The following is a 14592-nucleotide window of genomic DNA, read 5'->3' on the forward strand; positions in this document are numbered from 1 at the left end:
TGTCACAGCCCCGCATCGGGGAAATGCCGCCCGAAGGGCGTGCATTTCAGGGGCGCGGGGAACTGCGCGACCAGCCCCCACCGGGCCGCACCCGGCGACGAGACCTCAGCCGCCCAATTGCCGGCGCACGTACTCCCGCCAGCGCAGCACAAACTCCTGCTCGCCGATGCCGAGGACGTTCTGGAGGGCGGACTCCACCGCGCCGGAGCGGTCGCCGTGGCGGCCCACGGCCGCGTAGAAGGCGTTCAGCTTCGCCTCGCCCCAGTGGTCGGCGATCATCCTGCAGGCCAGCCAGCCGCTCTCGTAGGCTCGTGCGAGGCGGCCCGGGTCGCTGCTGAAGCCGAAGGCGGCGTCCTCGGGGAGCTCGGTGGGCGCGGTGCCCTCGCGGACGGCGCTCTGCAGTTCGGGCGCGGCCTGCGCGGTGGTGCGTCCGGAGTCCCGGTAGCCGGCCCAGTCCGCGTAGCCCTCGGAGAGCCACAGCGGGGTCGCCGCGGTGGTCACGGCGCGGGTCGCCACGTGGGCGGTCTCGTGCGTGAGGACGACCTGCTTGCCGACGGAGCCGAGCACCCCGTACGCCTCGGGGTTGATGATCACGCGGTCGGCGGGCGCCGCACCCGATCCGCCGGCCTCGCCCGTGGTGACGGCGGCGATGCCCCGGTAGCCGGAGGCGGGGGCGCCGAGGAGCTGTCCCATGCCGTCGAGCGAGCCGGGGACGAGGATCACGACCTCGCGGGCCCAGTCCCGGCCCCAGGCGGCGGTGACGGCCGGCACGGCGAGATCGGCGAGGCGGGCGTAGGAACGCAGCACGTTCTCCTGCTGGCCGACGCCGAGGACGAGGCTGTGGGCGCCGCGGACTGCGCTCACCTTGCCCTGCTCCCACAGCTGGCGTCCCGACTTCCCCGCCGGTTCGTCGCCGACGACGCGCCAGCGGCCGTCGGAGCGCCGCAGGGTCAGGGTGCGCCGGGCGACGACGGGCACGGAGTCGTACCCGGCGACGCGGTAGCGCAGCTCGGCGTCGGCGGTGATCCGGGGGCCGGTGCCGTCGATCCGGTCGACCCGGTACGTCCAGGAGGCGAGGGGGACGGCGGCGAGGTCGGTGAGCAGGTACGGGTCGGCGCCGCCGGTCTCCCGGTAGGCGGTGGCGTCCCCGTCGAGGACGGCGTCCGCGCGCCGGTCCAGGACGCGCTGCACGGCGGCGGAGCGGGCGTCCGCGGGCGCGGGCGCCCGTTCGCATCCGGCGCTGCCGAGGAGCAGGGCGCCGAGCGCCACCCAGCACCCCGCCCCGCGCACCGCACGCCGTCGACCAGCCATCCCGCTGATCGTACGGCGTGCCGGCGGGCGGGGTCTCAGACGCGGGTCACGGACGAGACGGGCATCATGCCGACCGGGTCGTAGCGGACCGGGGCGCCCGGGTAGGGGGCGTGGATGACCTGCCCGTTGCCGGCGTAGATGCCGATGTGGTGGGCGTCGGCGCCGTACGCGACGAGGTCGCCGGGCCGGGCCTGCGACAGCGGCACCTGGCGGCCCGCGTACCGCTGGGCCTGCGAGGTGCGCGGCAGGGCGACCCCGGCGCGGGCGTACGACCACTGCATGAGGCCGGAGCAGTCGAACGCGGAGGGCCCGTTGGCGCCCCACACGTACGGCTTGCCGAGGGCGGACTGGGCGGCGGCCAGGGCGGTCGCGGCGCGGCCGGAGGAGGCGGGCCCGGCGCCGCTGAGGTCGGGGCGCTCGCCGCCGCGCGAGGAGCGTTCGTAGGCGGCGCGGTCGGCGTCCGGCAGCGAGTTGAGCAGTTGCCGGGCGCGGGCGAGCTTCGTCTCGACGCCGCGTTTGTGCCGGGCGACGGCCTTGCGGACCGCGTCGAGCTCGGCGAGCTTGCGGCGGGCCCCGGCGCGTTCCTGCGCGAGGTCGCGCTGGGCGGCGCGCAGTTCGGTGAGCTCACCGGCGTGCCGGGCGCTGATCCGGTCGAGGGTGCCGGCCTTGTCGAGGTAGGAGTCCGGGTCGGAGGAGAGCATGAGGGCGAGCGAGGGGTCGATGCCGCCGGAGCGGTACTGGGCGCCGGCGAGGAGTCCCAGGGCGCGCCGCATCGCGTTGATCCGCTCCTGGCCGCGGGCCACCTCGTCCTGGGTGGTGCGCAGTTCGGTGCGGAGCTTGTCGGCCCGCTCGTCGGCCTTGTTGAACGCCTCGGTGGCCTGCTCGGCCTGCTCGTAGAGGCGGTCGACCTCGGCCTTGGTGTCGGCCGGCGTGTCCTTCGGGGCGGCGTCCGCGGGGACGGCGGCGAGTGCGGCGGCCGCGGAGGCGACGGCCACGGTGAGGACGGTTGCGCGAGTGTTCCGGTCGAGACCGGGGAGCCGAGAGTGCGCAGTTCGGCGATGGGACCCCACGGGAAGCCGCTCTCCCTTCCGCTGACGGACCCCCGTGCTCGGGGGAATGCGCGCCGACAGTAGTCGGGCCCCCTGGCCCCCTCCAACGATCGAACAGCGTCCGCACAACGCGGCGCCCCGCCTCTGACGCAGGTCAGTGGCGGGGCGCGGGGTAAGTGCGGGATGCCGGAATTCGCCCGAACGGGCGCGTTTTCCGGTGTCGTTGGTACGAGGATCGCACGCGTGCCGCGAGGGGCACGGCTGCGGTCAGATGCGGACCCCGAACTGGAAGGATCCGATCGTGCTCATCGACTCGTAGCGGACGACGGCGCCGGGGTGCGGGGCGTGCAGCACCTGGCCGTTGCCGGCGTAGAGACCGACGTGCGCGAGGTTGTTGAAGAAGACCAGGTCGCCCGGCTTGAGCTGGCTCATGCCGATCTTCGGGCCGTCGTTCTGCTGCGTGTACGTGGTGCGGGTGATGCCCACGCCGGCCTGGTTGTACGCCCACTGGGTCAGGCCCGAGCAGTCGTAGGAGTTGGGGCCGGTGCCGCCGGAGACGTACGGCTTGCCGATCTGGGTGGCGGCGGCGCTCAGGGCGGCGGCGCCGCGCTGGGAGGCGGGCACCTCGTTGCCGAGCTCGACGCGGCCGGCGGCGTCGCGGCTGGCGCGCTGCTCCTTCTCGGCCATCTTCTGGCGCTCTTCGGCGGTGAGGGTGTTCAGGAGCTTCTGGGCCTCGCCCAGCTTGCTCTGGACTTCCTTCTTCTTCTTGCCGAGTTCGGTGCGGGTGTCCGCGAGGTCCTTGAGCTTCTCGGCGGCCTCGGCGCGCTCCTGCGCGAGGGTCCGCTGCTTCTCCTGGACCTTCTTGAGCGACTGCAGCTGCTGGGCGCTCAGCGAGTCGAGGGTGGACGCCTTGTCGAGGTAGTCGTCCGGGTCGGCGGAGAGGAAGAGCTGGACGGAGGGGTCGATGCCGCCCGAGCGGTACTGCTGGCTGGCGAGCGAACCGAGGCCCGTGCGCAGCTCGTTGAGTTCCTCCTGGCCGCGCGCGACCTTGTCCTGGATCTCGCCGATCTGCTTCTCGAGCTTCTTCTGCTTCTCCTTGGCCCCGTTGTAGAGGTCGGTGGCCTTGCCCGCCTCTTCGTAGAGCTTGTCGACCTTGGCCTTGACCTCGCCCTTGTCGGGGTTCGGCGCGGCGTTGGCGGCCTGCGAGGTGAGGGCCACGGCAGCGGCGGCGGTCGCGGTGAGCACGGTCACACGGGTGCGGCTCGGCTGCTTGGGTCGACGGTGGGACGCCACGAAGGCGAGCTCCTTCTTCCTCCAGCCGCCCACAGACACCCGGTGGGCGGTGTCCTCCACCGTCGCTCACCTCATGTGAGCGATCACCCGAGCGGAGGTTCGAGGCCCGACCCTAGTGACCTTCTTGTGATCAGTTCAAATCCTGACGAGAAAAATCTCGGTCACCCACTGCATTCTTTGCACTCAACTCACGTGCAGTGATGCTCGTTTGACGCTACGTTGCGTGAAGGTTTCGCCAATTCGGGCAAGCGGAACGGGTGTTGCGGGATGACCGCAATCCGGACATCAGGCGTGCGAGAGCCGCTTCAGGAGCATCACGGACGGAACGGGACGGGCTCCCGCCTTCGCCACCCCGTCGGCGACCTCCCGGTCCGTCGAGACGACGATGACCGGACGGCCCGGCGGCTCGGCGCGCACCAGCTGACGGATCAGCTCGTCGGCCGTCACGCCCGCCTTCGAGAACAGGACGCGCACCCCGCGCGGCGGCGCGAGCAGCACCGGCGCGGCCAGCTCCGCCCCGTCGAAGACACACGTGACCTCGGCGCCGGTCTGCGCCGCCAGCTGGGACAGCGAGCCGAGCAGCCGCAGCCGCTGCTTCTCCAGCGGCATCGTCGGGTAGCCGGTCTTGGTCACGTTGTAGCCGTCGACCACGAGATGGGCCTGCGGCAGCGCGAGCAACTGGTCGAGGATCGCCGGGTCGTGCTCGTGCAGGGCGCGCGCGGCGATGTCCTTCGGAGTCATCCGGCCCGGCTCCACGGCGTCCACCGAGTCGGCGGGCCGCATCGACACCGGCGGCAGCGCCAGCTCCCGGCGCAGCCCCTGCGCCGCGTCGAGCACGGTGTCCAGGAGCAGCCGCACCCGCATGTCCTCGACGCTGCGCCCCTCGCGGGCCGCCCGGCGCGAGGCCTCCAGCGCCGCCTCGACCTCGCCGAGCCGCGCCTTGAGCCGCCGGCTCTCGCTCTCGGCGGCCGACACCTGCGCCTGCCCCTCGGCCCGTACGGCGTCGGTCTCGGCCCGCGCCTTGCGGGCGGCGGCCTCACCGCGCTTGACGTCGCTGAGCGCGGCCCGCAGCTTGCGGTGCGCGGACTCGGCCTCGCGCCGGGCCGTGTCCAGCTCGGTGCGCAGCCGCTCGGTCTCGGCACGGGTGTGGGCCTGCGCCTCGGCGAGCTGCTCACGCAGCCGGTCCAGCTCGGCGCGGGTCTCTTCGTCGACGCGCTCGGCGTCGGCCCGCTGCGCCTCCTCGCCGGCGGCGGCGACGAGCTTGACCCAGCCCGCCGGGCGCAGCACGTACGCGGCGGCGGCCACGTCGAGCGGGTCGGCGGCGGGCGGCGGGGTCCCGGAGTCCAGGGCCCCCGCGAGTTCGGGCTGCGCCTCGCGCAGCCGCTCACCGATCCGCTGGCGGAACAGGGTGTCGCTCTCCAGCGCGGCCGCCATCGCGTTCCCGGCGAACTTGGCGCGCCGGGTGGGCGTGAACCGCGCGTACTGGCGCAGCTGCGCCGGGAGTTCGCTGACCGTCAGACCGCCGAAACCGTCCGAGACGATCGCCACGACCCGCCGCCGTACGCCTTCGGGCAACGGCCGGTCGAGCAGCTCGGCGGCTCCGCCGTCCCCGGCCTCCCCGCCTGTGCTCTCCACCATCCGTCACCCCAAAGTCCGTGGGGGCCGCTCCGTCAGGAGTCGGCGCCCGGCCTGTCCACGAGTTCCACCTGATCCACCGCGTTGCACCAGCGGCAGCGCACCGATTCGATGGTCTCATCGACCACCTTGCGTTCCTCGACGCTCGGCTCACCGGCCAGGTCGAGGTGGACGTACTCCACGACCTTCGAGGAGCGCGTCACGTCGAACCGCGTGAGGTTGCCGCAGAGCGTGCAGCGCCAGCGGGTGGTGGCGGTCGGCAGGGGAACCGTCATCGGACTGTGCCTTCTTTCAGCTCGCGGCTCTCTCGGCCGTCTTGCCCGTAACCCTACGGCCTGCCGTACGCCGTCCGCTCCCCGCCTTGCGTCATGCTCTGTCCCATGATCGGCAACGGACGTGAGGGCATCGCGCGGGCGACCGCGTTCCTGAGGGGCCCCGCCCCGGTCACGTACGCCCTGATCGGGGTGTGCTGCGTCGTCTTCGTCCTGTCCCCCGCCTCCGGCCTGAACCCCTCCTACGGCACCGGGGACCGGCTGCTCGCGGCGCAGAGCGCGTACTTCGAGCGGTGGGGCGTGGTGCCCGCGGAGCTGTTCGCGGGGTCCTGGCGGGCGGCGCTCACCCCGCTGACGGCCCTGTTCGTGCACGGCAGCTGGCTGCACCTGCTGGGGAACATGCTCTTCCTGCACGTCTTCGGCACGATGACCGAGGAGCGCATGGGCCGGCTGCCCTATCTGCTCTTCTACCTGGTCACGGGGTATCTGGCGCTGTTCGGGTACGCGCTGGCGCACGCGAGCTCGGAGCAGACCCTGGTGGGCGCGTCCGGCGCGATCTCCGCGGTCCTGGGCGCGTTCCTCTACCTCTTCCCGGACGCGCGCGTGACGAGCCTGTTCCCGTTCCTCCTCTTCCTGCCGCTGCGCTTCCCGGCGTGGGTGGTGCTGCCGTTCTGGGTGGCGCTGCAGTGGGCGGCGGCGGGGCAGGCGGGTCAGGGCCCGGGGGTGGCCTATCTGGCGCACCTGGTGGGCTTCTCCACCGGGTTCCTCTACGCATGGGTGCGTTACCGGCGCCGGGCTAGAGTGAAGGCGACCCACACCACGGCCACCGAGGGAGACAGCCAGCCGTGATCACCGCGATCGTGCTCATCAAGACCAGCGTGGACCGCATCCCCGAGATCGCGGAGTCGATCGCGGCGCTGGAGAGCGTCAGCGAGGTCTTCTCCGTCACCGGCACGTACGACCTGATCGCCATGGTCCGGGTCGCCCGCCACGACGACCTCGCCGATGTCATCCCCGGCAAGATCAGCAAGATCCCCGGCGTGGAGGCGACGGACACCCACGTCGCCTTCCGCACCTACTCCCAGCACGACCTGGAGGCCGCGTTCTCCATCGGCCTGGACGGCTGAGCGGACCTCTCGCAAGCCTCAGGAGGCCGGGACGCAGCGCCCGTCCTCCGTGCGGTAGGTCCAGCGGGCGCCGTCGCGGACGAGCTCGGTGACCGCGGCGACGAAGCGCTCGACGTGCTCGTCGGGGGTGCCCGCGCCGAAGCTGACGCGGATCGCGTTCAGCGACTTCTCGCCCGGCGCCGCCTCGGGGGCGCCGCACTCCCCCTGCTGCTGCGGGTCCGAGCCGAGCAGCGTGCGCACCAGCGGGTGGGCGCAGAAGAGACCGTCGCGCACGCCGATGCCGTACTCGGCGGAGAGCGCGGCCGCGAAGTGCGAGGAGTTCCAGCCCTCGACGACGAACGAGATGACGCCGACCCGCGGGGCGTCGTCACCGAACAGCGACAGCACCTTCACCTCGGGCACCGCCGCGAGCCCCTCGCGCACCTTCCGGATCAGGTGCTGCTCGCGGGCGACGAGGGAGTCGAAGCCCGCCTCGGTCAGCGCCTTGCAGGCGGAGGCGATGGAGTAGACGCCGATGACGTTGGGCGAGCCGGCCTCGTGGCGGGCGGCGCTCTCGTGCCACTCCACGTCGACGCCGCCGTCCGCGCGCCGGGCGACCTTGCGCGAGGCGCCGCCGCCGGCGAGGTACGGCTCGGCCTCGGTCAGCCAGTCGGCGCGGCCCGCGAGCACACCGGAGCCGAACGGCGCGTACAGCTTGTGCCCGGAGAAGGCGACCCAGTCGACGTCCAGGTCCCGTACGGAGACGGGGTGGTGGGGGGCGAGCTGGGCGGCGTCGAGGACGATGCGGGCACCGTGCGCGTGCGCGGCGGCGGCCAGTTCGCGCACCGGCCACAGCTCGCCGGTGACGTTCGAGGCGCCGGTGACGCAGACGAGGGCCGGGCCGTAAGGGTCGCGGTCGGCGAGGGCGCGCTCCAGGGTGGCGACGGCCTCGTCGGGGGTGCGGGGCGCGTTCAGGTAGGTGACGCGGGCGTCGCGCCAGGGCAGCAGCGAGGCGTGGTGCTCGGTCTCGAAGACGAAGACCTCGCAGCCGGCCGGGACGGCCTGGGCGAGGAGGTTGAGCGAGTCGGTGGTGGAGCGGGTGAAGACGACCTGGTCGCCCTCGCGGCAGTCGAGGAACTCGGCGACGGCCTTGCGGGAGTTCTCGAACAGGTCGGTCGACAGCTGGGAGAGGTACCCGGCGCCGCGGTGCACGCTGCCGTAGTACGGGGCGTACGCGGCGACGTCGTCCCACACACGCTGGAGGGCCGGGGCGCTGGCGGCGTAGTCGAGGGCGGCGTAGGTGACCTCGCCACCGGTGACGAGCGGGACGGTGACGTCGCGGCCGAGGACCGGCAGCGGGGCGCCGCAGGCGGGGTCGGCGGAGTCGGCGCAGGCGGTGGCGGTGGCGGCGGAGGTGTGAGCGGACATGGGTGTCTCCCGGCAGGACAAGGCGAATGGATGGAGAGATCCCGCACGGCGGATATGACGGTGCTCAAAAGGCCGTCGGCGTACGGGTGTTGACCTCGACGCACGGCGGCACGGCCGGGCGGAGGGTGTGGTGGAGAAGGGGCGAGAAGCCCTAGCGCATTCGCTTGCTCACGAGACTGCTCCCTCGAACGACCCAGGACCCCAGGATTCGCGAGGGGTCCGCGCTTGCCACGCGCCTTGCTGCGCATGGCCTGGTCTTCACCCGGGGCACCCCGCCACGGACGGAGGGTTGCCGGACAGCGGGCCGGGGCCGTAATCGCTGTCACTCATGACCTTGGAAAGCATCCTGCCACACGTCTCGGAAACGGCAAGGGCGCAGTCCAGAATCTGGACTGCGCCCTCGGTCAGGCGGGTGCGGTCACTTCTGGGTGGCGGCCACCCAGCGCTCCAGGGCCGCCTTGGCCGCCCCGCTGTCGATCGAGTGGGCGGCCCGCTCCATGCCGGCCGCGATCTGCTCGGCGAGCGTGCCCTCGCCGGGGCGCACGGCGACGAGCGCGGCCGCCGAGTTGAGCAGCACGGCGTCGCGGACCGGCCCGCGCTCGCCGTCGAGCAGGCGCCGCGCCACCTCCGCGTTGTACGCCGGGTCGCCGCCGCGCAGGGCCTCGATAGGGACCGGCTCGATGCCGACGTCGCGCGGGTCGAAGCGCTCCTCGCGCACGGAGCCGTCCCGGACCACCCAGACGCGGGAGGTGCCGGTGACGGTCAGCTCGTCGAGGCCGTCGTCGCCGCGGAAGACGAGCGAGGAGTTGCCGCGCTCGGCGAAGACGCCGGCCACGACGGGCGCCATCCGGGCGTCGGCCACCCCGACGGCCTGGGCTCGGACCCGGGCCGGGTTGGTGAGCGGGCCGAGCAGGTTGAAGACGGTGCGGATGCCGAGCTGGCCGCGGGCCGCGCCGGCGTAGCGCAGCGCGGGGTGGAACTTCACGGCGAAGCAGAAGGTGATGCCCGCCTCCTCGGCGACCTGGGGCACCCGGGAGGGCGGCAGGTCGAGGTTGACGCCGAGCTTCTCCAGTACGTCCGAGGCCCCGGAAGCGGAGGACGCGGCCCGGTTGCCGTGCTTGACGACCTTGGCGCCCGCGCCGGCCACGACGATCGCGGACATGGTCGAGATGTTGACGGTCTTGGCTCCGTCGCCGCCGGTGCCGACGATGTCGACGGTCTCGCCCGGCACCTCGATCACGTTGGCGTGCTCGTACATGCCGCGGACCAGACCGGAGATCTCCTCGACGGTCTCGCCCTTGGCGCGCAGAGCCACCGCGAAGCCGGCGATCTGCGCGTCGGTGGCCTCGCCCCGCATGATCCGGTCCATGGCCCACGCGGTGTCGTCGGCGCTCAGGTCACGGCCCTCCAGCAGGCCGTTGAGGACGGAGGGCCAGGAACGGCCCGCCGCGGTGTCGCCTCCAGCGGGGGTCAAAGCGCTCATCGCCGCTCCTGGTGATACGCGTAGGACAGGTGAGAAAGGGGCGCTCCCACCTTATCCAGTGCCAGGACGGCGAAGAGCCCCCGTCCAGTGCCTGGACGGGGGCTCCTGCCGTGGCGAACAGCGTCAGAGATCAGTGGTGGCCGTGGCCGCTGGTGATCTCCTTGTACTCCTCGGCGGTGGGCTTGGGGATCTGGTTGTGCTCCCCGTAGTAGCCCTTCGAGAGCTTGGCGCGCAGCTTCTGCGTGCGCGACAGCTTGCGCTCCACACCGTTCTCGTCGACCGTCGGGCCGAGCTCCAGCGGCGCGTACTGCTCGTGCGCCGTGAGGGTGTGCAGGGCGTCCTGGTTCAGCGGCTCGTGGACCTCGATGAACTCACCGTGCGGCAGGCGCTTGATGATGCCGGACTCGCGTCCGTGCAGCACCTTGTCCTTGTCGCGGCGCTGGAGGCCGAGGCAGATCCGCTTGGTGGCGATGAAGACCACGACCGGCATCACGAAGAAGCTGATGCGGACGAACCAGGTGATCGCGTTGATCGACAGGTGGAAGTGCGTGGCCCAGAGGTCGTTGCCACCACCGATCATCAGCACGAAGTACCAGGAGATCCACGCGGCGCCGAACGCGGTGCGCGTCGGGGCGTTGCGCGGGCGGTCCAGGATGTGGTGCTCGCGCTTGTCGCCGGTGACCCAGGACTCGATGAACGGGTAGACGGCGATGGCGACCAGGACCAGCGGGAAGATCACCAGCGGGATGAACACACCCAGGACGAGCGTGTGACCCCAGAGGTTGATCTCCCAGCCCGGCATCGTACGGATGAGGCCTTCGGAGAAGCCCATGTACCAGTCGGGCTGGGCGCCCGTGGAGACCTGGTCCGGACGGTACGGGCCGATGGCCCAGATCGGGTTGATCGTGGCGATCGCCGAGATGACGGCGATGACACCGAAGACCAGGAAGAAGAAGCCACCCGCCTTGGCCATGTAGACCGGCAGCAGCGGCATGCCGACGACGTTCTTCTCGGTCTTGCCGGGGCCCGCGAACTGCGTGTGCTTGTGGTAGAAGACCAGGATCAGGTGCGCCACCATCAGGCCGAGCATGATGCCCGGCAGCAGCAGGATGTGGACCGAGTAGAACCGGGCCACGAAGTCGCCGCCCGGGAACTCTCCGCCGAACAGGAAGAACGAGAGGTACGTGCCGACGATCGGCACGGACAGGACCGCGCCCTCCATGAAGCGGACACCGGTGCCGGAGAGCAGGTCGTCCGGGAGCGAGTAACCGGTGAAGCCGGTGAACATGCCGAGGACGAACAGCAGGAAGCCGAACAGCCAGTTGACCTCACGCGGCTTGCGGAACGCACCCGTGAAGAACACGCGCATCATGTGCACGAACATGCCGGCGAGGAAGATCAGCGCGGCCCAGTGGTGGATCTGCCGGATGAGCAGACCACCGCGCACATCGAAGCTGATGTGCATGGTCGAGTTGAACGCCTCGGACATCAGCTGTCCCTGCAGCGGGATGTAGCTGCCGTTGTACTCCACCTCGTTCATCGACGGGTGGAAGAACAGCGTCAGGTACACACCCGTGAGGATGATGATGATGAAGCTGTACATGCAGATCTCGCCGAGCATGAAGGACCAGTGGTCCGGAAAGATCTTGCGCATGTTGGCCTTGGCCAGGGAGTAGATCCCCAGGCGGCCGTCGGCCCAGTCGGCGACGCGCTCGCCGGCCGGCGCCTTCTCGCGGGAAGGCGCCTCGTTGGTGGTCGTAGTACTCATCCGCGCTCCCAGAAGGCAGGACCGACGGGCTCGTCGAAGTCGCCGAGCGCCGCGAGGTGGCCCTCGTCGTCAATACCGATGCGCAGCTGCGGCAGGGCGTGACCGGCCGGGCCGAAGATCACCCGCGCGCCGTCGGAGAGGTCGAAGGTGGACTGGTGGCAGGGGCACAGCGCGTGGTGCGTCTGCTGCTCGTACAGGGAGATCGGGCAACCGACGTGGGTGCAGATCTTCGAGTACGCCACGATGCCCTCGTGCGACCACTCGAGCTCGCGCTTGTCCTTGATGTTCTCCGGCTGGATCCGGACGAGCATCAGGGCGTCCTTGGCGATGTTCGTCTGGAAGTCGTGGTCGTGCTCCTCCAGGCCCTCGGGCTTGGCGAAGGTGAGCGAGCCGACCGGGATGTCCGAGGGACGCAGCGGCTCGTTCGTGTTCATGTTGACGAGCTTGAGGCCCTTCTTCCACGACGTGGTGCGCAGCTTCTTCTCGGGCAGCGGCCCGAGGTCGCGCAGCAGCACCACACCGGAGAGCGGCACCATGGCCAGCGCGCCGAAGAGCGTGTTGCGGATCAGCTTGCGGCGGCCGAACTGCGACTCGCGCGCACCGTCGGCGAAGTCCTGCAGGACCTTCGCCTTGACCTCGGGCTCGGCCTCGATCGCGTGACGCTCCTGCGCCACCTCGACGTCCGACATCAGCGTGCGGGCCCAGTGGACCGCGCCGGCGCCGATGCAGAACAGGGCGACGCCCAGGGTCGTGCCCAGCGCGAAGTTCAGCGCGCTGATGTGACCGAGCGGGAAGATGTACACGCTCTTGTCGACGTCGAGGGTGACGTACGAGGCGATGAAGCCGATCGTGGCCAGCATCGAGAGCGTGAACAGGAAGGCGACCACACGCTCGGACCGCTTGGCGGCCCGGTCGTCGATGTCCTGGATCCGGTGCTCGTGCTCGGGCAGACCCGGGTCGGCGAAGGGGTCTTCCTTCACCGCGACCGAGCCGTGGGCCTCGGTGTCCTGCGCGGGCAGGTTCTCTTCTGGAATGTCTTGGCTACTCATGACTTCTTGGCCTTTGCGGTCCGAGCGGCGACCCAGATGGCGACGGCAATCAGGGCGCCGAGACCGAAGATCCACGCGAAGAGGCCCTCGCTGACGGGACCGAGCCCGCCGAGCTTGAGGCCACCGGGGCTCTCGGACTGGTCACCGTTGACCGTGTCGAGGTACGCGATGATGTCCTTCTTGTTCTGCTTGGTCATCGTCGTGTCCGGGAACGACGGCATGTTCTGCGGGCCGGTCTGCATGGCCTCGTAGATGTGCTTCGGGTCGACGCCCTCGAGCGTCGGCGCGAACTTGCCGTGCGTCAGCGCGCCACCCTCACCGGTGAAGTTGTGGCACTGGGCGCAGTTGGTGCGGAACAGTTCGCCACCCTTGGCGATGTCCGCGCCTTCCGGGTTGTAGTCCTTCTTGGCCGGCGTGACCGGGCCGGCGCCCAGCGAGGCGACGTAGGCCGCGAGCTGGTCGATCTCGGCCTGCGTGTAGATGACCTTCTTGCGCGGGACCTGCGCGCCGGGCTGCTGGGCCGGCATGCGGCCGGTGCCGACCTGGAAGTCGACGGCGGCGGAGCCGACACCCACGAGGCTCGGGCCGTCGGTGGTGCCCTGACCGCCGGTTCCGTGGCAGCTGGCGCAGCCGACGGCATAGAGCTTCTTGCCCTCGTCGATGGCGAGGGACTGGGCGGTTTCATCGGCCTGCGCCTTGCTCGCGGGCGCGAACGCGGCGTACAGCCCCCCGGTGGCCGCCAGCGCGAGGAGTAGGACGACGACCGCCGCCAGCGGATGGCGTCGTCGTGCGGAGAGCTTTTTCACGGATTACCCCGGTGTCAGGATCTTCTGCGTCGGTGCTGCGGGAATGGGTCGGGCACGGTGCCCGATGAGTGATCTTCCGGACTACTTGATCAGGTAGATCGTGGCGAAGAGGCCGATCCAGACGACGTCCACGAAGTGCCAGTAATAGGACACGACGATGGCCGCGGTCGCCTGCTCGTGAGTGAACCTCCGGGCCGCGTACGTCCTGCCGAGGACGAACAGGAAGGCGATGAGGCCACCTGTCACGTGCATGCCGTGGAAGCCGGTGGTCAGGTAGAAGACCGAGCCGTACGGGTCGGAGGAGAGCGAGAGCCCGTCCTTCTTGACCAGCTCGGTGTACTCGTACACCTGACCGCCGATGAAGATCGCACCCATGATGAAGGTGACGATGAACCACATCCGGAGCTTCTTCACGTCACCGCGCTCGGCGGCGAAGACGCCGAGCTGGCAGGTGAGAGAGGAGAGCACCAGGATCGTGGTGTTCGTCGCGGAGAACGGAAGGTTCAGCGCGGACGCCATTTCCTTCCAGTGCTCCGGTCCCGTCACCGATCGCAGGGTGAAGTACATCGCGAAGAGGGCCGCGAAGAACATCAGCTCGGAACTCAGCCAGATGATGGTTCCGACGCTGGTGAGGTTCGGCCGATTGACCGACGGGTGCGCGTGCCCGGTTTCTACTGTCGTTGCTGTCGCCACGACCGACATTATGTCGGTCGCTTATCTCGCCCTCACCCCGGGGGGTGCCGTTCGGAGTGTCTGACCCTCGTGTCCAGCCCATATGGCCCATCGCGGGCCCGTACGAACCGGTGTTGACGGGGTGTCGGGAGGAGTAGGCTCCGGCGCAACCGAACGACGCCGAAGTCTCGGAGGAACGATGCAGTCGACCGCGACGGTCCTGGTCTACAGCGACGACGCCAACACGCGCGAGCAGGTGCGCCTCGCCACCGGCCGCAGGCCCGCCTCCGATGTCCCCGAGGTCCGGTTCGTCGAGTGCGCGACGCTCCCGGCGGTCCTCAAGGAGCTGGACCGCGGCGGCATCGACGTGTGCGTGCTGGACGGCGAGGCGGTTCCGGCGGGCGGGATGGGCGTGTGCCGGCAGATCAAGGACGAGGTCTTCCGGTGTCCGCCGGTGCTCGTGCTCATGGGGCGCCCGCAGGACGCCTGGCTGGCCACCTGGAGCCGCGCGGAGGCCGCGGTGACCCTTCCGGTCGAGCCGGTCGAGTTCGCGGGCGCGCTGGCCGCCCTGCTGCGTTCCCGGCTGGCCGTAGGGGCCTGAGAGGCCCTACGGGGCGCCGCACAGCCGCGGGGGGGCGCCGCGGCGGGGGGGGGGGGGTGGGGGCTTGTATGCAAAATGGGCGCACCCCCGCGGCGAGGGGGGGCGCGACCGACCCCGGG

14 protein-coding genes and 1 riboswitch are annotated in these 14592 nt (G+C 70.9%); of the genes, 3 read left to right on the plus strand and 11 right to left on the minus strand.

Annotated features, from left to right (window positions below; all coding sequences use genetic code 11):
• Positions 1–105 precede the first annotated feature (105 nt).
• The 5 genes from ACFW9D_RS30070 to ACFW9D_RS30090 form a co-directional block, all read right to left on the minus strand.
• Entirely contained in the window at positions 106–1311 is a 1206-nt protein-coding gene (locus ACFW9D_RS30070) for a hypothetical protein (RefSeq protein WP_384627047.1), read from the minus strand.
• A gap of 35 nt (positions 1312–1346) precedes the next feature.
• On the minus strand, positions 1347–2381 hold the full coding sequence (locus ACFW9D_RS30075; RefSeq protein ID WP_188339367.1) for a C40 family peptidase: 1035 nt from the start codon (positions 2379–2381) through the stop codon (positions 1347–1349).
• A 246-nt stretch (positions 2382–2627) separates the two neighbouring features.
• Positions 2628–3653, minus strand: coding sequence for a C40 family peptidase (locus ACFW9D_RS30080; RefSeq protein ID WP_188341607.1), 1026 nt, complete (start codon positions 3651–3653; stop codon positions 2628–2630).
• 285 nt (positions 3654–3938) lie between these two features.
• Positions 3939–5291 carry an NYN domain-containing protein gene (locus ACFW9D_RS30085; protein ID WP_188339366.1) on the minus strand — a complete coding sequence of 451 codons (1353 nt, stop codon included), beginning with the start codon at positions 5289–5291 and terminating at the stop codon, positions 3939–3941.
• A gap of 32 nt (positions 5292–5323) precedes the next feature.
• Positions 5324–5563 carry a hypothetical protein gene (locus tag ACFW9D_RS30090; RefSeq protein WP_188339365.1) on the minus strand — a complete coding sequence of 80 codons (240 nt, stop codon included), beginning with the start codon at positions 5561–5563 and terminating at the stop codon, positions 5324–5326.
• 105 nt (positions 5564–5668) lie between these two features.
• Between ACFW9D_RS30090 and ACFW9D_RS30095 the strand changes: the two genes are divergently transcribed.
• Both ACFW9D_RS30095 and ACFW9D_RS30100 read left to right on the plus strand, forming a co-directional pair.
• Positions 5669–6409, plus strand: a complete 741-nt coding sequence (locus ACFW9D_RS30095; RefSeq protein ID WP_188339364.1) for a rhomboid family intramembrane serine protease — start codon at positions 5669–5671, stop codon at positions 6407–6409.
• Positions 6406–6687, plus strand: a complete 282-nt coding sequence (locus ACFW9D_RS30100) for an Lrp/AsnC family transcriptional regulator (protein WP_188339363.1) — start codon at positions 6406–6408, stop codon at positions 6685–6687. The genes ACFW9D_RS30095 and ACFW9D_RS30100 overlap by 4 nt, the downstream gene beginning before the upstream one ends.
• A gap of 18 nt (positions 6688–6705) precedes the next feature.
• Here ACFW9D_RS30100 and ACFW9D_RS30105 read toward each other — a convergent pair whose 3' ends face one another.
• The 6 genes from ACFW9D_RS30105 to ACFW9D_RS30130 form a co-directional block, all read right to left on the minus strand.
• A complete protein-coding gene (locus ACFW9D_RS30105; RefSeq protein ID WP_188339362.1) occupies positions 6706–8094 on the minus strand; it encodes an aminotransferase class V-fold PLP-dependent enzyme in 1389 nt (462 codons plus the stop codon).
• A 216-nt stretch (positions 8095–8310) separates the two neighbouring features.
• Positions 8311–8428: riboswitch (SAM riboswitch) on the minus strand.
• 84 nt (positions 8429–8512) lie between these two features.
• On the minus strand, positions 8513–9577 hold the full coding sequence (gene trpD, locus ACFW9D_RS30110) for an anthranilate phosphoribosyltransferase (protein WP_384627054.1): 1065 nt from the start codon (positions 9575–9577) through the stop codon (positions 8513–8515).
• A 130-nt stretch (positions 9578–9707) separates the two neighbouring features.
• The gene (locus tag ACFW9D_RS30115) at positions 9708–11345 is read right to left on the minus strand and encodes a cytochrome bc complex cytochrome b subunit (RefSeq protein WP_188339360.1); all 1638 of its coding nucleotides are present in this window, start codon (positions 11343–11345) and stop codon (positions 9708–9710) included.
• Entirely contained in the window at positions 11342–12394 is a 1053-nt protein-coding gene (locus ACFW9D_RS30120; protein WP_188339359.1) for a ubiquinol-cytochrome c reductase iron-sulfur subunit, read from the minus strand. Before ACFW9D_RS30120 ends, ACFW9D_RS30115 begins: the two co-directional genes overlap by 4 nt.
• Complete coding sequence (locus ACFW9D_RS30125; protein WP_188339358.1) at positions 12391–13200, minus strand: c-type cytochrome; 810 nt, start codon at positions 13198–13200, stop codon at positions 12391–12393. The genes ACFW9D_RS30120 and ACFW9D_RS30125 overlap by 4 nt, the downstream gene beginning before the upstream one ends.
• An 81-nt stretch (positions 13201–13281) precedes the next feature.
• On the minus strand, positions 13282–13902 hold the full coding sequence (locus tag ACFW9D_RS30130; RefSeq protein ID WP_188339357.1) for a heme-copper oxidase subunit III: 621 nt from the start codon (positions 13900–13902) through the stop codon (positions 13282–13284).
• 169 nt (positions 13903–14071) lie between these two features.
• Here ACFW9D_RS30130 and ACFW9D_RS30135 point away from each other — a divergent pair, with 169 nt between their 5' ends.
• Entirely contained in the window at positions 14072–14473 is a 402-nt protein-coding gene (locus tag ACFW9D_RS30135) for a hypothetical protein (RefSeq protein WP_188339356.1), read from the plus strand.
• Positions 14474–14592: the final 119 nt, after the last annotated feature.

This window comes from Streptomyces sp. NPDC059524, assembly GCF_042749255.1.
In the GTDB taxonomy this organism is placed as follows: Bacteria; Actinomycetota; Actinomycetes; order Streptomycetales; family Streptomycetaceae; genus Streptomyces; species Streptomyces xanthii.